Origin of the sequence: Cellvibrio sp. ARAG 10.3, assembly GCF_051846955.1 — a bacterium.
Classification (GTDB): domain Bacteria; phylum Pseudomonadota; class Gammaproteobacteria; order Pseudomonadales; family Cellvibrionaceae; genus Cellvibrio.
Genome location: NZ_JBPYCU010000004.1, coordinates 291,461 through 311,906 on the forward strand (window position 1 = coordinate 291,461; position 20,446 = coordinate 311,906).

Annotated in this window: 17 protein-coding genes; 8 read left to right on the top strand and 9 right to left on the bottom strand. The window is 52.4% G+C overall.

The annotated features are described in order from the left end of the window. Positions 1-23 precede the first annotated feature (23 nt). Both nhaD and lpxL read right to left on the bottom strand, forming a co-directional pair. Entirely contained in the window at positions 24-1,277 is a 1,254-nt protein-coding gene (nhaD, locus tag ACSV5M_RS07660; protein ID WP_439175145.1) for a sodium:proton antiporter NhaD, read from the bottom strand. 334 nt (positions 1,278-1,611) lie between these two features. After that, positions 1,612-2,532, bottom strand: a complete 921-nt coding sequence (gene lpxL, locus ACSV5M_RS07665; protein WP_439175149.1) for an LpxL/LpxP family Kdo(2)-lipid IV(A) lauroyl/palmitoleoyl acyltransferase — start codon at positions 2,530-2,532, stop codon at positions 1,612-1,614. A gap of 136 nt (positions 2,533-2,668) precedes the next feature. Here lpxL and ACSV5M_RS07670 point away from each other — a divergent pair, with 136 nt between their 5' ends. Beyond that, on the top strand, positions 2,669-3,685 hold the full coding sequence (locus ACSV5M_RS07670; protein ID WP_439175152.1) for an alpha/beta hydrolase family protein: 1,017 nt from the start codon (positions 2,669-2,671) through the stop codon (positions 3,683-3,685). A 68-nt stretch (positions 3,686-3,753) separates the two neighbouring features. Here ACSV5M_RS07670 and ACSV5M_RS07675 read toward each other — a convergent pair whose 3' ends face one another. From ACSV5M_RS07675 to fabV, 3 genes are all read right to left on the bottom strand, one after another. After that, the gene (locus ACSV5M_RS07675) at positions 3,754-3,990 is read right to left on the bottom strand and encodes a DUF2789 domain-containing protein (RefSeq protein WP_439175155.1); all 237 of its coding nucleotides are present in this window, start codon (positions 3,988-3,990) and stop codon (positions 3,754-3,756) included. A 64-nt stretch (positions 3,991-4,054) separates the two neighbouring features. Then, complete coding sequence (locus ACSV5M_RS07680; protein WP_439175157.1) at positions 4,055-4,948, bottom strand: acyltransferase; 894 nt, start codon at positions 4,946-4,948, stop codon at positions 4,055-4,057. 57 nt (positions 4,949-5,005) lie between these two features. Next, positions 5,006-6,190, bottom strand: a complete 1,185-nt coding sequence (gene fabV / locus ACSV5M_RS07685; protein ID WP_439175160.1) for an enoyl-ACP reductase FabV — start codon at positions 6,188-6,190, stop codon at positions 5,006-5,008. A gap of 410 nt (positions 6,191-6,600) precedes the next feature. On the opposite strand from fabV, the gene ACSV5M_RS07690 reads away from it, so the two are divergent. After that, complete coding sequence (locus ACSV5M_RS07690) at positions 6,601-8,223, top strand: methyl-accepting chemotaxis protein (protein WP_439175163.1); 1,623 nt, start codon at positions 6,601-6,603, stop codon at positions 8,221-8,223. A gap of 89 nt (positions 8,224-8,312) precedes the next feature. Continuing rightward, on the top strand, positions 8,313-8,723 hold the full coding sequence (locus tag ACSV5M_RS07695; protein WP_439175166.1) for an MAPEG family protein: 411 nt from the start codon (positions 8,313-8,315) through the stop codon (positions 8,721-8,723). 17 nt (positions 8,724-8,740) lie between these two features. Here the strand turns inward: ACSV5M_RS07695 and ACSV5M_RS07700 are convergent, their stop codons facing one another. Further along, the gene (locus ACSV5M_RS07700; RefSeq protein WP_439175169.1) at positions 8,741-9,964 is read right to left on the bottom strand and encodes a M15 family metallopeptidase; all 1,224 of its coding nucleotides are present in this window, start codon (positions 9,962-9,964) and stop codon (positions 8,741-8,743) included. Beyond that, entirely contained in the window at positions 9,961-10,617 is a 657-nt protein-coding gene (locus ACSV5M_RS07705; RefSeq protein ID WP_439175171.1) for a hypothetical protein, read from the bottom strand. Before ACSV5M_RS07705 ends, ACSV5M_RS07700 begins: the two co-directional genes overlap by 4 nt. Positions 10,618-10,892: 275 nt before the next feature. Between ACSV5M_RS07705 and ydiJ the strand changes: the two genes are divergently transcribed. The 3 genes from ydiJ to ACSV5M_RS07720 all read left to right on the top strand — a co-directional run bounded on the left by ydiJ (position 10,893) and on the right by ACSV5M_RS07720 (position 15,444). After that, the gene (ydiJ, locus tag ACSV5M_RS07710) at positions 10,893-13,949 is read left to right on the top strand and encodes a D-2-hydroxyglutarate dehydrogenase YdiJ (RefSeq protein ID WP_439175173.1); all 3,057 of its coding nucleotides are present in this window, start codon (positions 10,893-10,895) and stop codon (positions 13,947-13,949) included. A 128-nt stretch (positions 13,950-14,077) separates the two neighbouring features. Continuing rightward, positions 14,078-14,956 carry a 3-keto-disaccharide hydrolase gene (locus ACSV5M_RS07715; protein WP_439175176.1) on the top strand — a complete coding sequence of 293 codons (879 nt, stop codon included), beginning with the start codon at positions 14,078-14,080 and terminating at the stop codon, positions 14,954-14,956. Between the two features lie 89 nt (positions 14,957-15,045). Further along, on the top strand, positions 15,046-15,444 hold the full coding sequence (locus ACSV5M_RS07720; protein WP_439175179.1) for a transmembrane 220 family protein: 399 nt from the start codon (positions 15,046-15,048) through the stop codon (positions 15,442-15,444). 56 nt (positions 15,445-15,500) lie between these two features. On the opposite strand, the gene ACSV5M_RS07725 is transcribed toward ACSV5M_RS07720, so the two are convergent. Beyond that, positions 15,501-17,999: a glycoside hydrolase family 9 protein gene (locus tag ACSV5M_RS07725; RefSeq protein ID WP_439175181.1), complete on the bottom strand. Its 2,499-nt coding sequence runs from the start codon at positions 17,997-17,999 to the stop codon at positions 15,501-15,503. A gap of 161 nt (positions 18,000-18,160) precedes the next feature. On the opposite strand from ACSV5M_RS07725, the gene ACSV5M_RS07730 reads away from it, so the two are divergent. Beyond that, positions 18,161-19,150, top strand: coding sequence for an LLM class flavin-dependent oxidoreductase (locus ACSV5M_RS07730; RefSeq protein WP_439175184.1), 990 nt, complete (start codon positions 18,161-18,163; stop codon positions 19,148-19,150). A gap of 239 nt (positions 19,151-19,389) precedes the next feature. Next, a complete protein-coding gene (locus tag ACSV5M_RS07735) occupies positions 19,390-20,106 on the top strand; it encodes a GntR family transcriptional regulator (protein ID WP_439175185.1) in 717 nt (238 codons plus the stop codon). 153 nt (positions 20,107-20,259) lie between these two features. Here ACSV5M_RS07735 and ACSV5M_RS07740 read toward each other — a convergent pair whose 3' ends face one another. After that, positions 20,260-20,427 (bottom strand): hypothetical protein, encoded by a 168-nt coding sequence (locus ACSV5M_RS07740; protein WP_439175189.1) that lies wholly within the window; start codon positions 20,425-20,427, stop codon positions 20,260-20,262. Positions 20,428-20,446: the final 19 nt, after the last annotated feature.

Below are 20,446 nucleotides of genomic sequence, written 5' to 3' on the forward strand. Positions count from 1 at the left end.
GTTATTTATCGCACGACTTCACATCAAAACATCATCTTCGCCAGGGTAATGGTTACCCAGTAGCCCAGCGTGTAGGCAATAAACAGAAACGGGAAATAGCGAATATGGGTACCGAAGGTTAATCCTTTCACCTTGCTCATGGCGATAATCCCCGCCGCTGAACCAATAGCCAGTAAAGAACCACCCACACCCACCGCGTAGGTCAGGCCGAGCCATTCGGAAGTAGCCAACGTCGGCGAGGCTTTCAGCAGGGCAGCAGTCAAGGGCACGTTATCGATCAACGCCGAGAAGATACCGGCACTGTAATTGGCGACTGTCGGACTGAACTGTGCATACGCACTCGTCAGCAGATCGAGCACACCAATTTCCTTCAGCATGCCCACCAACAGCAAAATTCCCAGGAAGAACAGCAGGGTTTCGTACTCTACCTGACGGATATATTCCAGGATGCGGGTTTCTTCTTTATCGGTACGCAGCCAGTGGCCGAACAAAAACATCACCGACAAGCCTGTGAGGAAGGTTAATACGGGCGGAATCTGGAAGAAGAAATTGAACAGCATGGTACAGAAGATAGTGGTGAAAAAAATCACCATGATGGCAATGTCCATCGCTTTGAAATGACGCTGGATTTTATCGGTGGACACGGTACCGGTAACACCAGGGAACAACATCAAGCTGAGCGCGAGCACGCCAATAATCGCTGGCATGACCAACACAAACAATTGCAACATGGTGACATGGCCGGCGAGGAAGATCATCAGGGTGGTTACGTCACCGGTGATCAAAGCCACACCGCCGGAGTTCACTGCAAATACTACCAACACAGCGAGTTTGATCCGGGTGCGGTTATCAAGATTGAAGGCGTGTACCAAGCCAAGAGTCACCAGAGTTGCGGTCACGTTGTCACAAATCATCGACAGGATCATGGCAAACACCGCCACCATCACCATCAGGCTCCGCTTGCTCATCTGCTGCGGGCAAACCCGTTGCACCAGCGTCTGGATCAAGCCCTTGGCGTTGAGATAGGCAACGAATGTCATCGTCGCCATAAGGAACAACCAGAGGGTCGCAATCTCCAGCAGGTTGTGGTCGAGCTTGCCAAGCATGACATCCTGCTGCTCGGGCGAACCGGCAAACATAAACATTAATAACCAGGAAATGCTGCCAAAGAACAACGTGGTTTTCGCTTTGTTGATGTGAATGACTTCCTCAAAGATCACACCCAGGAGCGCCAATATGGCAAAGCCGATCAGAATAACTTCAAGAAACGCAGGCATAGTTCACCACCATTACAATTAATAAACCGGTTGCCAACCTGGCCAGGGAGAATCTCTATTGCATGGGTCTTGCCACATCACTTGGGGGTGTGGTCATAAAAGATCCGGGGCATGCATTGGTTGCGTCGCAACACCTGGGCAAGGGAAAAAATTCTGTGGTTGAGTAGAGCGCAAACAGCTCGGAGAGGAATGTTCAAACGCTAGAGCCTGTTCACATGCATCAAAACGGCGCGCATTCTAACGCAGCTGACCGACAAACAATATGGCCAGGACATAAAATCGTCATAAATATCATCAGAACCGGAAACTTATTTTCACAATAGTGCTGCGACCATTACTGGCGCCGGCGATACAGCGGTGGCTCCCCTTCCGGACGCGTCTTGAAACGGGGCTGAGCCCAGAAATACTGACCCGGACATTTCAGGATTTCGCGCTCCATAAACTGGTTAACGCGCAAGGTATCCTGATACTCGTCCCCTGACGGAAAATCCGCAAACGGTGGATGAATCACCAATTCGTAGCCCTTGCCGTTATCGAGACGACGCTGGGTAAAGGGAATCACCCGTGCCCGGCCCATCTGGGCGAACTTGCTGGTCGCCGACACGGTCGCCGTCTGCACCCCAAAAAACGGCACGAACAGGCTGATCTTGGGGCCCAGGTCACGATCCGGCGCATACCACACCATGCGGCCCTGCCGGAGGCGGCTGATCATTAGGCGCACGTTGTCACGCGGAATGGTGATGCCGGGGCAATAGGCTTCGCGCCGTGTTTTTTGCAGGTAGTCGTAGACAGGATTTTTGTGGGGGCGATACATGCCGTCATAATCGGTATGCTGACCCAACATTGCACTTCCCAGATCCAGATGAGTGAAGTGCATACTCAACAACAAAGCGCCCTGACCGTCGCGTTGCGCGGCTTCCAGATGCTCCACACCGCTGATGCGAAACAAACGACGCAAACGTTTTTTGGACCAGAACCAGGCAATCCCCGTCTCAAAAATGGCCATCGTCGTCGAGAAGATGGTTTCTTCCAGCACCCGCTGCCGCTCTGCTTCGGTCCATTCCGGAAAACACAAATCAATATTCACCCGCGCCATATGCAAGCGTTTTTTATTGAGCTTCAATAAAGGGCTGATCAAGCGTGCCAACCCCACCTGCATGCGATACGGCAATTGCGATAACACATACCAAAAACCCGCACCAATCCAGGAAGGCCAATGGCGGGGAGCAAGCAGAGCGCGGGAGAAATGTGACATAAGCGAGGGTTGTCTCTGGATTAACGCGTGAAAGGTGGGATTATAGCCAAAGCAGCCGCTTAATGAGAAAAAGCTGGCTTTTTAACTGGAAAAAAATCCGGTAAGGTCCGGCACTCATCAACCGGGAAGGAAAACCATGAAAATAATACAACGCATGATCGCCACATTTTTTATCGCCGGGCTAAGTCAGACTGGCGCAGCCGAGGCGTTTCAACCCCTGCCATCAACACTCGTGGATAATGTGCAATCCTGTTACCGCGACCACTTTAAAGACGCGGATAGCTTTATCGCTCAGTTGGAAAAACGGCGGCCCATGAGCGAGGAAAAACGCAAGCAGGCCAAGCAGAATTATCAAACCTGGTTGAGCAACTTCACCTGTCTGGATTTTGATTACACTGTCGATGGCCTTACCGTGCGCGGCTTTTACCTTGCACCCAAGCATATCGCACCGACACAGAAACTACCCGTCGTCATCTACAACCGGGGCGGCAACGCCGATTCCGGTGCAATCCCCGCGCATTACCGCCTGCACAGCTTTTCTCTATTGCTGGACAAAGGTTTTATCGTCGTGGGGTCGCAATACCGTGGCGCGCGCCTGGGTAAAGATGCGCACCCGGACCGGCTTAGCGATGAATTCGGTGGAAAAGAGGTGGCGGATGTCCTGGCGTTACTGCCGATCATCGACCAATTGCCCCAAGCGAATCCGCAAAAAGTGGGTGTTTGGGGAACGAGTCGTGGAGCGATGATGGCATTTCTGGCAGCAAAACGGACTGACCGTTTCGCTGCCTTGATCGCGCAGTCCGGCCCTTACGATATAATGGCGGAATTAGCCGTTCGCCCGGAGATGGAAGCTGTGTTTAAAACCTGGATTCCTGACTATGAGGGCCATAAAACCGCCGAACTACGCAAACGCTCAGCCGTCTATTGGGTGGAAGAATTGCCAAAAGACCTGCCGATCTTGTTGTTACATGGCGCGCAGGATCAACGGGTAAGCACGGCCAGCTCACTGCGATTGGCAGAAAAATTACAAATGCTGAAGCGCCCCTACCGCCTGGTTATCTATGAAAAAGGCGGACACAGTTTGCGGGAACACGAAAAAGAAGTGCGCAAGGAGATCGTTAACTGGTTCAGAAAATATCTCGCGTCTTCGTGAACCCTTCCATCAAAAATACAAAAGGCATGTTCATTACTGAACATGCCTTTGACTTTCGCGGGCTGCGTTTAATCGCGCAATAACACATTCAATTCGTCAACCACCTCTGCCCAATCAGAATCATTCAGCACCGCTTCGCGCAGGAAGGTGGCCTGGGATTCCGTCCAGAAACTGGCTTTGGAAAGTGGCTCAGCCTGGGGCAAGGGCCGGTGTTGTTCAATAAAGGCTTCGATGTCCTTTTTAGAGTTGGGCAAACCCAGTTGCGCAAACAAGCCACTCAGGGAGTGGATAGAGGTGTCTAGCATGGTGAACCTCCCGCTAATCTGCTGACTGACATTCAAAGTGTGACTAGCATAGAACAAAAGTGCGTTATTGGCTTGCACTTTTCTGCGCCATTCTCTCCAACTGCGCATCCTTCTCATGCCAGAGTTTATTAACCCACGCCTGGAAGTGCCGGCGAAATTCCGGGTCGTTGGCATAGTCGCCCAACAAGTCGTCCGGGATCGGCAACTGGCGCACATGAATCTCAACACGTCTCACTTTGCCTGACGCATACTCCCAGTAGGTGGGGTTCCCTTGCGGATAATAAATAGTGACATCCAGCAAACTGTGGAGTTGCCCGTCCATCGCCGCGAGGGTAAAAGCGAGCCCGCCAGCTCTGGGAATCAGTAAATGCTGGTAAGGCGATTGTTGTTGCGCATGCTTGTCCGGCGTAAAGCGTGTGCCTTCCAGGTAATTGATGATCGTCACCGGATTGTGGCGATATTTTTCGCAGGCACGTCGGGTTTCTTCAACATCCTTACCTTTCAATGCCGGATTACGCTCGATCTCTGCCTTGGAGTAACGCCGCATAAACGGAAATTCCAGCGCCCACCAGGCAATACCCAAGAGCGGCACCCAAATCAGGGATTTCTTCAGAAAAAACTTAACGTAGGGAATCCGGCCATTAAACACCCGTAACAACACCAGGATGTCGACCCAGGACTGATGGTTGGAAACCATCATGTACCACTCACGGCGGCTCAGATTGAGGTCGCCTTCCAGATGAATATCCGTGCGTGTCAGCAGCGCTTGATGCGCGCTATTGAGATCAATCCAACGACTGGCGATCCAGTCCAACGCGCGATTGCAGTGTTTTTGCCATCGACGTGAGGGGATCAAGCGCTTGGCCAACGCGAGCGGAAGCAGAGGAACAAATGCCAGAAAGGTGACCAGCAGAAACAGCAGTGTGGTCGTCAGACCGAACAGAAAGTGAATCATCATTGTGATCCGCAAACAAAACGCCGGGCTATACGCCCGGCATCAGTCCAGTGCGTGGAATTAAAAATTTGTGCTGACCAGCGGGCTGGTTTCTGCATCGTAATCCACGCCGTCGGCGCCGAAGCCAAACAGCTTGAGGAATTCCTGGTTGTAACCTTTGTAGTCGGTCAGTTCAAACAGGTTTTCTTCGGTGACCTGAGGCCAGATTTCCTCAACACGGGCCTGGATTTTCGGGTCCAGCTCCAACTCATCAACGCGCAAGCGCCCCGCTTCATCCACCCGTGGCGTGCCGGAATACAAACATTCTTTAAACAGGCGTTGAATTTGTTCAATACAGCCTTCGTGAGTGCCTGCGTCCTTCATAACCTTGAAGAGTATCGACAGATATAACGGCATGACCGGGATGGCCGAGCTGGCTTGGGTTACAACGGCTTTGAGTACCGCGACGCGCGCCTGACCATTCAGGTCAGAGAGCTTGCTGTCGAGGGCTTTGGCGGCACGGTCGAGGTCTTCTTTGGCTTTTCCGATGGTAGCGCGGCCGTAGATCGGCCAGGTCAGCTTGTCACCCAGATAGGTATAAGCCACTGTCTGGCAGCCTTCTGCAAGCAGGTCGGCAGACTTGAGCGCGTCGATCCACATTTCCCAATCTTCACCACCCATGACCTTCACGGTTTGGGCGATCTCTTCTTGGGTTGCAGGCTCAATGGCCATCTCCACGATTTTCAGGGTATCGGTATTCAAACCTTTGGAGACATAGGTCTGGCCAATGGGCTTGAGCGCAGAATTGTAGACTTCGCCGGTTTTCGGGTCGGTACGACGAGGAGCAGCGAGGCTGTAGATCACCAGGTCTACCTTGCCGATACCGTGCTTCAGTTCCTCGATGACTTGGGCTTTGCACGCATCAGAAAAGGCATCGCCATTGATGGTTTTTGCATAGAGGCCGGCAGCCTCAGCCGCTTCATGAAACGCGGCGGTATTGTAGTAGCCGGCAGTAGCCGTTTTGGTTTCTGTTGGCGGTTTCTCAAAGCAAACACCCAAAGTGTCTGCACCGCTACCAAACGCGGCGGTAATACGGGAGGACAGACCAAACCCGGTGGAGCAGCCGAGCACCAGTACTTTTTTGGGACCACCTTCCACCGCACCTTTTTGCTGGGTGAAAGCGATCTGCTCCCGAACATTCGCCGCACAACCCTGGGGGTGAGCGTTGATACAAATAAAACCACGTACTTTTGGTTTGATAATCATGAAGTTGTCCTGTTGATGAGTATCGGGTCTGCGAAACAAAGGCGGCCATTATAGTGCGCAGCGATTCAGAAAACAGTGTTTTGTCCTATTCGCCTGCCGCATCGGCCGCCCCCCTCCGCTAAAAACACTTACCGTCACATTTTTCGCAGTTCTATAAGCACCCGCTATAAGCGCACCAAAATAATCTCTCTCGCCCCAATACGGACCCATTGAGACAACGTTATCTCATTAAAAAAACTCATTTTTACCGGTAGAAAAAAGAAATTTGCTGCTAAAGTTATTAATAACGAATTATGCGCCAGCATTTATTGACAACGTTGTCCCATGCGCTTACTGTCCAGCAAAATAAATCCAGGTTGCTGGTCCAGCCAAGCCGTAGGGTCAAGCCAACCACTCCAGGAGAGTTCGCCATGTCTTTACGCGTGAAAATGTGGATCTTGACCAGCCTGATTCTTATCGGCCTGCTCGGCATTATGTCCATTGGCCTGTTTACCTTGCGTTACGCCACCAACCAGGATAATCAGGCACGGGTGGAGCAATTGCTCAATAGCACCTATGCCACGGTGATCGAGATGGAAAAGATGGCTGATTCCGGTCTCCTCTCCGATGAAGAAGCCAAGGCCATCGCGACTAACATTTTGCGCAACAACATCTATCACAAATCGGAGTACGTCTATGTGGCCGATGAAAAGATGAACTTTGTCGCCGCACCCTTGGACCCGCAGATTCACGGCACCAGTTTCCACGAATTTAAAGATGGCAGTGGCAAGAGCGTGGGCGACATCCTGTTGCGCGCTGTCGAAGCCGCGCGCGGCGATATGGCGCGCTATACCTGGACCCAGAAACAGGCCGACGGCTCCATTGAAGACAAACTGTCTATTGCCAAGCTGTCCCCGCGCTGGCGCTGGGTGGTGGGCACTGGCATCGGTTTTAATGAAGCGAATGCCCGTTTCTGGGATAGCGCTGCCAAACAATTAGGCTTTTGCCTGATCGTCGTGCTGCTGATCGTGGTACCGGTGCATCTCGCGGTGTACAGCATCCAGCGTGGCCTGGGTGGTGAACTGAAAGAAGTGTTGGCCCTGGTGCGCACCGTGGCCAATGGCGACCTGACCGAAGATCATAAGGTTCACAATGCATCGGAAGAGAGTATCTACGGTTCAGTTTTGCGGATGCGCCACGCCCTGCGTTCCATGATGAGTGGCATTGCCGACTCGGTGGCCAGCCTGCACCGCGTCAGTGATGATATCGTTCACAAAGCCCAGACCAGCACGTCGATGGCGGAAGAACAAAGTGTGGCCACCGCCAAGATCGCAGCCTCCGCCGAGGAATTTAACCAGCAGACCAAGCACGCCATGCTGCAGGCCAAGGAGGCGCGCGATCAGACTGATGCCGCCTCGCAAACTGCCGCTCGCGGCCAGCAATTGATCTCCCAGGCGGTCCAGCGCTTTGTCGAGCTGGAGCATAGCGTCAGCACGACGCAATCCAGCATCGACGCGCTGGCCGAGCGCATCGGCAGTATCTCGGCGGTGATTTCGGTGATCAGTGAAGTGGCTAACCAGACTAACCTGCTGGCGTTGAATGCGGCCATTGAAGCAGCCCGTGCCGGCGAACAGGGACGCGGGTTTGCGGTGGTGGCTGATGAAGTGCGGCAACTGGCCTCGCGCACCAGCCAGGCAACCCAGGAAATCAGCGACACCATTGCGACCGTACAGGCCGGCAGCCGCACCGCAAAACACAATATGGATCAGATGGTGGTGCAGTTAAAAGACGGCATCGAGCAGACCAAGGAGGGCGGCAAAACCGTGGAAACCATCAGCACCGAAACCCGCTCCGTCGAGGACATCGTGTCCCATATCGGCCACGCGATGGAAGAACATGTCGAAGCCAGCGGTTTGATCCTGCAGTACGTGAGCCAGGTCGAGGAGTCATCGGTAGGTACCAAGAATGCCGCCCACGGCACACTCACCGCATCGCAGCACATCCGCCAGGCCTCGGATAACTTGAGTCAACTGTTGGAACGCTTCACGTTATAAACGGAGCTCAGTAGCGGGGCAGAACTGGAGTATAGTGAGCAGCCATCACACCCTGTGATCCTTACTGACTTGCTGACAAGGAGCTGCCCATGTTTTACCCCATGTTTGCCATGGTTATCCTGACTTTTCTGGTGGCGTTTTATTTGTTGGGTTTGCGCGTGATTGCCGTTCGGCAGCGCAAGGTGTCCATCGGTTATTTCCGCCTGAATACCGGCGCCAATGAACCGCCGCCACACATTCTTGCAGCGGCGCGACATTACAGTAATTTGTTTGAGTTGCCCTTGCTGTTTTACGTCACTTGCCTGCTGGCGATGGTGATGGGGTATCAAAGCGCGCTGCTGGTAACCTGCGCCTGGGTTTTTGTAGCATCCCGAGTGGTGCATGCCTTGATTCATTTGAGTTACAACAACGTACTGCACCGGTTGATGGCATTTTTGACCGGTGCAGTATGCATCCTGATTATGTGGATCAACCTGGCGGCGCATTACGCTGCGCGCTGAAGTGCGCCGCCGAGATATCAGGCACCGAGCAGGGATCTGGCGCGCTGGTATAAACGGCGCCGGTCTTCCAACCCGTTGAGCCCACCGTTGATACGGCGCGTAATAGCGGTCAGCTCATCTCTATCCGCCAGTTCATTCAACCCTCTTTTGGCCCAGAACCAGCCGGCCACATCCACGCATAACGCTGGATCACTCGCCACCAGTTCCGGCTTGGCCAGCAACTCCGCCTCCCGATTGATCGCGCGCCCGTATTCCGTGTAGTTGGCGCGACCTGTCAGTTGAATCAAGCCCCTGCCCTTGAACCGACGCCCATCACCTGGCTGGGTATTGCCCAGATCCGCCCGCCCTTCATAGGCTTCACCACTGGCGATCTCTTCGCGGAAGCGCAACTCACCGGATTCATGGCCGATCTGGGCCAGAAAGTGCGCTTGTCGCAAGGGTGAATCGATAGCGCGGTTGGCCATGGTGCGGGCGATTTTTTCAGCCAGTTCATTGACGTCTTTATCGCCGGCACGCAGATACAGCAATGCCAGTAATGTCGGCGTTAACGCCGTTGGTAAAGACTCACACAAACTCGCCAGTTCCCGGCTTACCGGTTCAACCCGCCCCTGGGGCGCCTGATCACCCAGCGCACTGCGCTGGAAGGCGCGGATGGCATTGAGGGTTTTATTGCCGAAAGCCCCATCCGGGTTGAGCTTGCCCTCGTCTATCTGGATGCGGCCAGCTTCAGCACACAAATTAAGCAGTCGCTGCACCGTCTCGACATCATCGCGCCGGTTAGCGCCTTGATTACCGACAGAACCCGAGAGAATGCCCGCACCTCGTCGGCTGCCCGCACTGGTGGGAACGCCTGCGGCAACCGGTACCGGTTGCGGGGCATCGGCAAGGTTTTCCCGCCGTTCAAAATGCGGCGTATCTTTGAAGGAGTTCCAGTTACCTCCCCAGCGATTAGCGCTGTCCAGGTTCTCCCAAAACTCCCCCAGGGGCCGCAAATCTTCCACATCGTAGGTGAGCTGTAGTTCGCCGGTCGGGGTTTCCTTAAAAAAATTCAGGTCAACAGCCAGGCGTTTGAGGTGCTGGCTGTTCATGGTGGTGCTGCGGCCGTTTTTAATGTGCAGGGCCTGTTGCTCGGTGGTGCGATAGAGTTCACCGCCGGAGATGTGGAAGCCTAACTCTGACGCTTTGCGAATCAGTTCGGCCACATGCAGCATGAAGGCAGATTGATGACGAAGCAGGCTCATAATGGACGCCCTCCCCGCGATCTTTCTGTGTCGATGGAAAGCGCTTTATCGTGCTCGCCCTGGATGGACTCCGTCAGCTGCCGTATTTTTTCTTCCTTGCTTTTGCTCCCGGCGCTGGAGCCGAAGAAGTATTGGATAATCGCAGACAGCGAAACGCCCAGCAGGAAACCCAATACGGTATCAATCACGCGGGCGGCGTCGGGATTTTTGGTGTAGTCGTGAACAAACGCCGCGTAGAAGATAAACATAAACGTCAGCAGCGTCAGACCCGCCGCATAAAAATAAACAAAGCGCTTGGCCAGCTTGTCGTCACTCGCCAGCGCCGTCTTTTGCATATCCCGCGCGCTGGCGCGGTCTGCCTGGTGAACCTTTTCCAGTTCCAGCGCATTAGCGTCTATCTGCTGACGATATTCCAACAATTTGGCCTGATACTGGAATTCAAACTCACGCAGTTTGGCCCACTGTTCTTCGGTGAGCTTTTCATCCGCCACGTCGTTGATATCAATGCCGGTTTTTTCTTCGATAAAGCCGGCGATTTCCTGGGTGCCTTTATCAAGTGCACCGCGAAATACACCGCTGAGCAGGTCGAGCCCGCGCCTGGCAAGCGCCGGGCCGATGGCAGACAAAGCTGCCGCAACAAGAGGAGCTGGCATAGGGGAATCCCTCCGCTAACTGGTTAATAGGTTTTTGCCAACGTTTTTCCTTCGCCACACAAAACACACTATCGGTACCGCTACACCAACTCACTGACACTAAACCTGAGCACAGCGGCACACAAGCGCGCGGCGACGAACAGCAAGGCAGTGGCGCATTTTGGCGTTTTGTTCCTCAGCCAGCTCACCCTCGCCTGCCATGGTCATGGGCCGGGCGAGATAGTAGAATGCGCTCCTATTTTCAGCAGTAGACTCCCCGTGGTTAACCAAGCCCTATGATTCCAAGCATTCGCCAGACTTCCCCCGTTCAGGCTCTCTACCTGGCCTTCATTAACGCCCTGCGTGACAACGGCTTTCGCGGCGACTTAAGCCCGGATTACGCCAATCGCACCGTGCTGGCCACGGACAACTCCATTTATCAGGTGCTGCCCCAAGGCGTGATTTACCCGCGCGACACGGCCGACCTGGTGAAGGTTGTTAAACTCAGCCAGGTGCCGCGCTTTCGCGACATCGTGCTGAGCCCGCGCGGCGGCGGCACCGGCACCAATGGGCAATCCCTGACGGATGGCCTGGTGGTGGATACCTCGAAATACATGAACCAGATTCTGGAGATTAATGTCGAGGAGCGCTGGGTGCGCGTGCAGTGCGGCGTGGTGAAAGACCAGCTCAACGCGGCCATCAAACCCTACGGTTTATTCTTTGCGCCGGAACTGTCCACCAGTAACCGCGCCACCATCGGGGGGATGATCAATACCGATGCCTCCGGTCAGGGTTCTTGCCGTTACGGCAAGACGCGCGACCATGTGCTGGAACTGCGCACCGTATTGCTCGACGGAACGGAGTGGACGTCCGCTCCCTTGGCGGATAGTGAGCTGGACGTTCTCGCCCAGCGGCAGGACCGCGTTGGTCAGGTTCACCGTTTACTCGATAGTATCCAGCGGGACCACGCGGACCTGATCGCTGCAAAATTTCCCAAACTCAATCGCTGCTTGACGGGCTATGATCTCGCGCATATTCGCGATGAAGCGGGTCGATTTAATCTCAACAATATTTTGTGCGGCAGCGAAGGTACCCTGGGTTTTATCACCGAAGCCAAATTGAATTTGTTGGTCACCCCGAAATATTCCGCGCTGGTGAACGTCAACTACCGCGACTTCAACGCTGCCCTGCGCGATGCGGCAGAATTGATGAAAGCGAACCCAACCTCTATCGAAACCGTCGATTCCAAAGTATTGAACCTGGCGATGAATGACATCGTCTGGCACAGCGTAGCGGAATTTTTTCCGCCGTCTGCCAGTGGCGAGAAAATCCAGGGAATTAACCTGGTTGAATACACCGCTAACGATGAAGACGAGCTGCGAGCAGATATTAAAAAGCTGACGGATCAACTTGATCAATCCGGCCTCGACAATACGCTGGGCCGCATGGGTTACAGCCTGGCCTGGGGCAATGAAGCCGTTAATAAAATCTGGGGCATGAGGAAAAAAGCGGTAGGGCTGCTGGGCAATGTGGACGGTGAAATCCGGCCCGTGCCGTTTGTGGAAGACACCGCTGTACCACCGGAAAACCTGGCCGATTTTATCGTTGAGTTCCGCAAACTACTCGACGATCATCAATTAACTTACGGCATGTTCGGTCATGTGGATGCAGGTGTACTCCACGTTCGCCCGGCGCTGGACATGAAAGATCCCGACCAGGAAAAACTGGTGCGCAAGATCACTGACGAAGTGGTTGCGTTAACGCAAAAATACAACGGTTTATTATGGGGCGAACACGGCAAGGGCGTGCGTTCAGAATACGCGCCAAAATTTTTTGGTGAGCTGTATCCACAACTGCAACGCATCAAGGCGGAATTTGATCCATACAATCAATTGAATCCGGGCAAGATTGCCACGCCTGCGGAAACTATCGAATTACTCAAGATCGACGGCGTGACCACGCGCGGGCAGGAAGATCGCAAGATCCCGGTACAAGTCTGGAATGCCTACAGCGAAGGCATGCACTGTAATGGCAACGGCTTGTGTTACAACTGGAATCCCAATGACGCTATGTGCCCTTCCTGGAAAGGCACCCGTGAGCGTATTCACTCACCCAAAGGCCGCGCTTCATTGATGCGCGAATGGCTCAAACAAATGAGCGAGCGCGGCGTAAATCCTGTTGCAGAAAGTGCGGCAGTAAAACGCAGCAATTTTTTGCTGACGCTACCGGCGCGCATCAAAAATACCTGGCAGAAAAAGCAAGGCGAATATGATTTTTCCCATGAGGTACATGCATCCATGGTGGGCTGCCTGGCGTGCAAATCCTGTGCAGGTCAATGTCCGATCAAAGTGGATGTACCGGAATTTCGCAGTAAATTCCTGGAGTTGTATTACGGCCGTTACCTGCGCCCGTTGAAAGACTATTTCATCGGCGGGCTGGAATTTATGGTCCCCACCCTGGCGCGCGTGCCATGGTTGTATAACGCGCTCATGAAACCCCGTTTTATGCAGAGCCTGCTGGCCAAGGTGGTAGGTATGGTGGATAGCCCGTTGCTGACGGGCATTCTATTGGACGACGCCATTCAAAAACTCGGCATCCGTTACGCCAGTCTGGAAAATATTGCGCAGCTGAGCGCAGCCGAGAAAGCCAAAGCGGTTATCGTGGTGCAGGATGCCTTTACCAGTTATTTCGAGACGCCCTTTGTCATTGATGCCTTAACCCTGTTGCAAAAATTAGGGTATGTGCCACTGCTTGCGCCGTTTAAACCGAACGGCAAGCCCTTGCAAGTCCACGGCTTTTTAAAGGCCTTTGCCAGGGCGGCGGACACCAACGCGACGATGCTGAATGGCCTGGCTTCATCGGGTATTCCGTTGATTGGTCTGGAGCCGGCGATGACGCTCGCCTATCGCGGCGAGTATAAAAAAATTCTTGGCGCTACGGCACCGAAGGTGCAGTTGGTTCAGGAATGGCTGGCGGGACAACAGGAAACTTTGCGCGAACGGGCCGAGCAATTTAATACCGGGGATTATGCCTTGTTAGCCCACTGTACTGAAAAAACCAACGCCGTCAGTTCCATTAAAGATTGGCAGCAGGTTTTCACTACATTGGGACAAACATTGAAAGTGATTGAAACCGGCTGCTGTGGCATGGCGGGTACCTATGGCCATGAAACCGTTAACGTCGAGACCTCAAAGAAAATCTATCAGTTGTCCTGGGCTGATGTTGTCACCAACCCGGCCAATAAAGATCGGTTGACGGCCACCGGCTACTCCTGCCGCAGCCAGACCAAACGGATTGATAACGTAAAATTGCCACATCCCTTACAAGTGTTGCTGGCCCAAATAAAATCATAAAAAAACCGGATGAGCATGTCTCATCCGGCTAAAAATTTGAACGTCCCGGCGATTCAAATGCTCACCGCACCTTGTTCCATCGGCTGTGCAACAGCCTTTCTTTTATCTGGAATGCGGAAGTTATAACAATGAAGCTATCAACATCAGTTGTTCTCGCCATCGTCGCTGTCGCGATGATGTCAGTTAGTGCCCAGGCCAAAAACGCTGAGTGGACTCATCTGCTCGATAAAGACCTGAGCCAGTGGAATACTTATCTCGGTTTTCCCAACCCCGAAACGGATATCAAAGGTTTACCGAAAGATGCGGAAGGCAATTACACGCAACCCATTGGTCACGGCAAAGACGAGAAAGGTGTGTTTACGGTTTCAATAAACGATGGGGAGCCAGTGCTGCGTGTTTCCGGTGAAATCTACGGCAGTGTTTACACCCGCAAAGAATTTGAAAATTACCACCTGGTCTTGCAATACAAATGGGGCTCGAAGAAGTGGAAGCCGCGCCTGGATCTGGAGCTGGACACCGGCATCCTGTATCACGCCAGGGGTGAGCACGGTGTGGATTACTGGAAGGCCTGGGCCCTCTCTCAGGAATTACAGATCATGGAGCAAAGCACCGGTGACTGGTGGCAAATCGCGGACTCGCAAATTGACATCCGTTGCGAGAAACCTGAAGGTGCAGAGGTACATATCTACAATCCCAAGGCTGAATTATTAAGTTTTGGTCCCGGCGGCGTCGGTATTACCTGCCGTCGCAGCCATGACAGGGAAAAACCAAAAGGCGAGTGGAATACCGTGGAATTGATTACCTACGGCGACAAGAGCCTGCATATCGTCAATGGTGAAGTGGTGATGGCGTTGAGCAATTCCCGCTACACCAGAGACGGTAAAGTTCTGCCGCTTACCAAAGGTAAAATCTTGCTGCAAAGTGAAGCGGGAGAAGCCTTTTTTAAAGGTATAAAATTAAAATCCATTGATGCAATCCCGACCAAATACGAACATTATTTTAAGTAAGTTTTACCTGAGTTTCGTGCGGTAAACCCTACCCGTCGGGTTTACCGTTTTAACCCACCCGCACGCCTGTGCTGCCCGGAAAGGTTTTTATGATGCTGACAATAACCATACGCAGTTTCGCTTTTCTGTTGTTCCTTTTACTGTTGACATCTGCATTCCTGCAATTAAATGATCCTGACCCAATCCTGTGGACAACCTACTATGTGATCTGCGCTATCGTGCCCTTACTGCTGGTTATGAAGCGTTTCAATGCCGTGGTGTTTTGGGTGGGTGTTGTAGCGAGCCTGGTGATCATGGGTATTTATGCACCGGGCACGCTTGAATATTTACGTCACGCCGCACAGGAGCCGCTGATGCAGTCGATGAATCCCAACAAGCCTTATATCGAAGAAGCGCGTGAGTGTATTGGCGGGTTTATTACCTTATGTATTTTGTTACTGTGTCGGTTTTTGTGGCTTAGGCTAAATAAAAGCGCTGTGGCCCAATAAAAAAAGCCACCCCGAAGGGTGGCCAACAAACCAGCACGCTTAATGTCCAAGCGGCATCATTGTTTCTTTAGCAATAGATCTTCGGCGGCATTCACCAGGAAGATATAACTTGCTCCCAGATTCACGACATATTCATTCTGGCCCCAGAAGAATGGCCAATCTTCGTGATTCTCAGGAAAGTCCGGTTTCAACACCAGAATACCTGGCACAATGCCACCGGCAATAAACGAAAAGTCAGCGCGGTTCATACCGTAAGCCACCTCTTTGGAGTGTGTTCCCACAGCAGAAACCAGTGACAGGTTGTGTGCAGGGTGCGTACCGTAAAGGAAATTCAAACCACGCAACACCGATTCGCGATCCACCAGCTCCGGGAACGCCTTGTGTAAATAATAATTATTGATCGCGTGCCGAATCACCCAGCCGCTACCCGCCCAACCACCGGTAGTAATAGGTACACCAAAAGGATTTTCCCGCTCCAGTTTTGGCATCTCAGCGGCATAAGACGCTGCCAATGTTTTTACCTTTTCGCTGTAGGCCGGGGACATGTGCGGCATGGCGCGCACAAACCAGGATACATGAAACGCGAATTCCTGCTCCAGCTTCGCCAGCAATTGTTCAACAGCCTGTGCGTAACGCGTATCGCCGGTGGTGATCAACAATTCAGTGGCCGCTTTTAGCTGCTCCGATTCCAGTTTTCCACCAGTGGTATTGCCGTGGATAAATAAATCCGGCTTGGGCTTGGCCTGTTCATCCGCCCATACTTTTTTCGCAGTCGCCAGGCATTCGTTGGCAAGCTCATCGTTATAGCCTTTCAACGCACGACTTGCTGCCGCCAGCGCTGCCGCCGAGCCATAATTTAACGGTGTGGATTTACTGGTAAAAGCCCAACGATCATCAAACTTGCCGCTCTTGAAGCCTGTGGATTCGTGCTCCTTCAAGCTCGCGTCATAGATCAGGTTATCTGTCTTGGTCAGGCCGTCACCAAGATGCGTGTATTGCTCAATATGTGCTTCAACAATGCCTGGAATGGCGCGACCCAATGCACGATGTTGCGCAATCAAAGCCAAGGTGCCGTGCTCAATTTGTTGCAGGATGTCGGGCTTACCGTCGGCTACGTGAAGGTCGACATATTTGCTTTCATAATCAACGCGGGTGTTATCTCGCTTAAGTGCAAAATTTTCCCATACTGTGACCAGGGTGTTGACAACGTCGTATTGGGTTTGCGTGCGAATATCATAATCGCCCGCATCGTACCAGCCGCCAATATTCAAACCCGGAATATGTTCACCGGGCTTGTAGGGTGTATCCGTCGTCGGGCCCTGCGCGTAGAGATCGAAATGTTCGTGATTGACCGGTGCCTGCAAAGCATCATCCAGATGCGACGCACCATGCCATACGCGGTAGGCTTCGTTAACCATCACATGGTCCATTTGCACCGGCAGGAATATATCCAGCGTGGGGTGCCAGGCTTCGCGATAGACCTGCGCGTCAATACGGAAAGGGCCGGATTGTTGATCGCCATAGCGAATCATGTAAAGCCCCGGTGTCGTCACGCGGCTGAAATCGAATTGACGATACTGGTAGCGCAGATAGGTGCCCCAGGAATCCAGACGCTCGCTGACTACCGATTTTTGACTACCGTCTGGCATCACGCGCAGCAATTCTGCTTTGGGGTTTTTCTTATCCCGGGCATCCAGCTCGATAACCGCTACTTTTTTCTGCTCCGGATGGTAGCCGACTTGCGAATGCGCGATCATCGGTGACCGCACCCAGTTTTTGATCGTGCTGGCATTTAATTGCCATTCCACTACCGCACCGGCTTTATTGGCAGGAATTTTACTGCGTACAACAAACCAACCATTTTGCGCTTTTGTGCGCCCATCGTAGAGTTCCAACGGAGCACCGAAGGTTTCAATACTCACACGCCGCTCAATATCATCCGGTGCTAATACCAGACGCTTTCCGCTCGCCAGCGCACGCGGTTCAGCAACACCGTTAATTTCTTTCGGGCCATTGGGGTAACGCGGGAAAATGCCGGTGCGCTCTTCCATCATGAAAGATTTATGAAAGTACGCTGAGGGCAAAAACTCCAGATTGAAACCCGCCTTACCTTCGAGGGCGGCGGGCAAAGGTTTTGGCAGGTTAACCGTAATGCGCACGCCTTCTGTATTTTTTTTCACTTTGATCGAAAAATTGAAATCGTGATCGGGATAGTGAAGGAAGGCTTCGATAGATTGATCATCGCGATTAATCTTGCGTTCCTTAAATTGCGGGATGGCATCCCATTGTTCCGGGGTAGCATTCAAGCGAACATCACCATTGGTCGCAGTGCGTAAACCGTGATGAATTAACTCCACACCGCTGATCTTGGCATCGCTGAACAAGCCATCGTACCAATTGCTGAACACCAGCACATTTAAACCCGGCTGCTCAAAATATTCCTTGTCATTCAGCGCCAGGTTAGCGGAACTGGAAAAAGCGGAAACAGAACCTAGCAGAAAACTCACGTGCAGAAAAAAAGTCACGACGCGGCGCAACGAGCGGCAATAATGCATAACAACCTCCTCATCTTATTATCATTGCATTTCTTATAGTCTATGTGAACATAAGAAATGCGCAATGGTCTTTACACTAAATGACGAAGGCTAACGCTTGCTTTCGCGTCGAAGATCCCCACCCTGTTTAGATTGTTCAGACTTAAGCGGTAGAAAACTCCATGTTGCACACTATTCCCTTTTCATTGCTGGAACTCGCCTCGGTGCGTGAAGGTAATTCCATTCATAACACCTTACAAAATTCCCTGGCCTATGCCCAGGCTGCGGAGCAGCTGGGCTTCAAGCGGTTTTGGCTGGCGGAACATCACAATATGGAAGGAATCGCCAGTTCAGCGACTGCGGTGCTCATCGGATATATCGCCGGTGGCACGCAGACGCTACGAGTAGGTTCCGGCGGCATCATGCTGCCCAACCACCCGCCACTGGTCATTGCGGAGCAGTTCGGCACGCTGGCAAGTTTGTACCCTGGTCGCATCGACCTGGGTTTGGGACGCGCACCCGGCACCGACCCCATCACTGCTCGCGCCCTGCGGCGCGATGATATGCGTGCAGATAATTTCCCGACTGAAGTCAGCCTGCTGCAACAATTGCTGGCACCTTTACAGGAAGGGCAACGCTTGAAGGCTATCCCCGGCGCCGGCACGGAAGTGCCTATCTGGTTGCTGGGATCAAGTTTATATAGCGCTCAATTAGCCGCACAATGGGGCCTGCCCTATGCCTTTGCCGGCCATTTCGCACCGCGCCTGATGCGCGATGCTATTCACATTTACCAAACACAATTTCAGCCCTCGGCCGTGCTTGATAAACCTTATGCAATGTTAGGCATGCCAGTCATAGTTGCAGACACGGAAGAAGAGGCAATTTTTTTATCCACCACTAGTCAACAGCGTATCCTGGCCTTGCTGCGCGGTCAGCCGCTTTGGCTAAAACCGCCGGTTGATTCGATGGAAGGTTTGTGGAATATCGAGGAAGAATTGTATGTGAAAGATTTTCTGTCGCTGGCTGCTATTGGCAATCCGGCTCAAGTCAAAGCAAAACTTGAACACTGGGCGAGTGAATTGGGCATCAATGAGTTCATGTTTACGATTGATCTTTATGACCCTCAACATCGAATTCGTGCACTGAATTTACTAGCGGCAATGAAGCAATAAATTCATACATCTTCTTTCACCTAATAGTCATAAAAACTTTTAGGTGAAATTTTTCATTCGGCTACAATACTAGTGAACATGACTAGAACAACTGCTTGTCGAATGACCAGATTTTCGTTAACTCCCCTTGCAGATAGTGGTAATATCGGCCAATCAGCGCACCCAAAAAACACAATCAACGCGGCTGTTCCGAAACCTCATACTAATTAAATGACCATTTTTGCGGCGGGAGATCCAGAGTGGCTAAACAACCGGTAGTGCTAGCACGAAAACCAGGTGCAGATTCAAAAACGCTTTCATTCGACCGCCCTGTCGCTAACCAGATATATGGTTTCATTCGCGACGCCATCGTCAGTATGGAGTTACTGCCCGGCCAAATGATCTCCGAAACAGCATTAGCGGAGCAGTTTGGCGTCAGCCGCACGCCGGTACGTGAAGCCTTGATTCAGTTGTCCAACATCGGGTTTGTGGATGTACTCCCCCAACGCGGCACCTATGTATCCAAGTTCAGCATGGATAAAATTCTGGAAGCTCGTTTTATCCGCGAAGCGCTGGAAGTTTCTGTAGTAACCTTCCTGGCCGATCATGTGACTAATGATATTGTCCAGGCGGGAGAAAAAATCATTGCGGAACAAAAAGTCGCCGCGAGAGATGACGACCCTTTGGCATTTCAAAAGCTGGATGACAAGTTCCACCAGACTCTCGCCGGATTTACCAGTTACGCTCGTGTGGCCTCCCTTATTGAAGCGGAAAAAGCACACATGGATCGCGTGCGCAATTTGAGTTTACACATCAGCGGTCAGTACAAACGCATCATCGCCCAACATAACGCCATCATCAAAGCCATCAAAGCGGGCTCCAGTGCCGAGGCCGCAAAAGCGATGAGTGTGCATATGAAAGATGTATACAACATTCTGGAAGTGATTCCGCAGGAACATCCGGAGTATTTTCAATAGTATCCGAAGCACGTTGTAATCCGTTTGTCATTAGGGGCTGGGTTTCAAAAACGCGTGAATACATCCCTGTAGCTCCCTCAATTCATCCCTGAATTGAGGGTTTTGAAACCCAGCCCCTAATGCCAAACCCGCATTGTACTAACGTCAACACTATTAATGTTTCTTATGTCTTATTGCCGCAAACGCCACACCCATGGCTATGCCGATAGCGAGCGAAACCGCCATATTTCCTGTCACCGCACCTAGCGCAGCGCCCAGTGCAGCGCCAATAGCCACACCGACACCCATTCGATTTTTTTGAGAAGAACATAATTTCCGCATACTTGCCTCCTGTTAGTTT

Coding starts and splice junctions, on each gene's coding strand:
- nhaD (WP_439175145.1), bottom strand. CDS start 1,277: ATGCCTGCGTTTCTTGAAGTTATTCTGATCGGCTTTGCCATATTGGCG.
- lpxL (WP_439175149.1), bottom strand. CDS start 2,532: ATGTCACATTTCTCCCGCGCTCTGCTTGCTCCCCGCCATTGGCCTTCC.
- ACSV5M_RS07670 (WP_439175152.1), top strand. CDS start 2,669: ATGAAAATAATACAACGCATGATCGCCACATTTTTTATCGCCGGGCTA.
- ACSV5M_RS07675 (WP_439175155.1), bottom strand. CDS start 3,990: ATGCTAGACACCTCTATCCACTCCCTGAGTGGCTTGTTTGCGCAACTG.
- ACSV5M_RS07680 (WP_439175157.1), bottom strand. CDS start 4,948: ATGATGATTCACTTTCTGTTCGGTCTGACGACCACACTGCTGTTTCTG.
- fabV (WP_439175160.1), bottom strand. CDS start 6,190: ATGATTATCAAACCAAAAGTACGTGGTTTTATTTGTATCAACGCTCAC.
- ACSV5M_RS07690 (WP_439175163.1), top strand. CDS start 6,601: ATGTCTTTACGCGTGAAAATGTGGATCTTGACCAGCCTGATTCTTATC.
- ACSV5M_RS07695 (WP_439175166.1), top strand. CDS start 8,313: ATGTTTTACCCCATGTTTGCCATGGTTATCCTGACTTTTCTGGTGGCG.
- ACSV5M_RS07700 (WP_439175169.1), bottom strand. CDS start 9,964: ATGAGCCTGCTTCGTCATCAATCTGCCTTCATGCTGCATGTGGCCGAA.
- ACSV5M_RS07705 (WP_439175171.1), bottom strand. CDS start 10,617: ATGCCAGCTCCTCTTGTTGCGGCAGCTTTGTCTGCCATCGGCCCGGCG.
- ydiJ (WP_439175173.1), top strand. CDS start 10,893: ATGATTCCAAGCATTCGCCAGACTTCCCCCGTTCAGGCTCTCTACCTG.
- ACSV5M_RS07715 (WP_439175176.1), top strand. CDS start 14,078: ATGAAGCTATCAACATCAGTTGTTCTCGCCATCGTCGCTGTCGCGATG.
- ACSV5M_RS07720 (WP_439175179.1), top strand. CDS start 15,046: ATGATGCTGACAATAACCATACGCAGTTTCGCTTTTCTGTTGTTCCTT.
- ACSV5M_RS07725 (WP_439175181.1), bottom strand. CDS start 17,999: ATGCATTATTGCCGCTCGTTGCGCCGCGTCGTGACTTTTTTTCTGCAC.
- ACSV5M_RS07730 (WP_439175184.1), top strand. CDS start 18,161: ATGTTGCACACTATTCCCTTTTCATTGCTGGAACTCGCCTCGGTGCGT.
- ACSV5M_RS07740 (WP_439175189.1), bottom strand. CDS start 20,427: ATGCGGAAATTATGTTCTTCTCAAAAAAATCGAATGGGTGTCGGTGTG.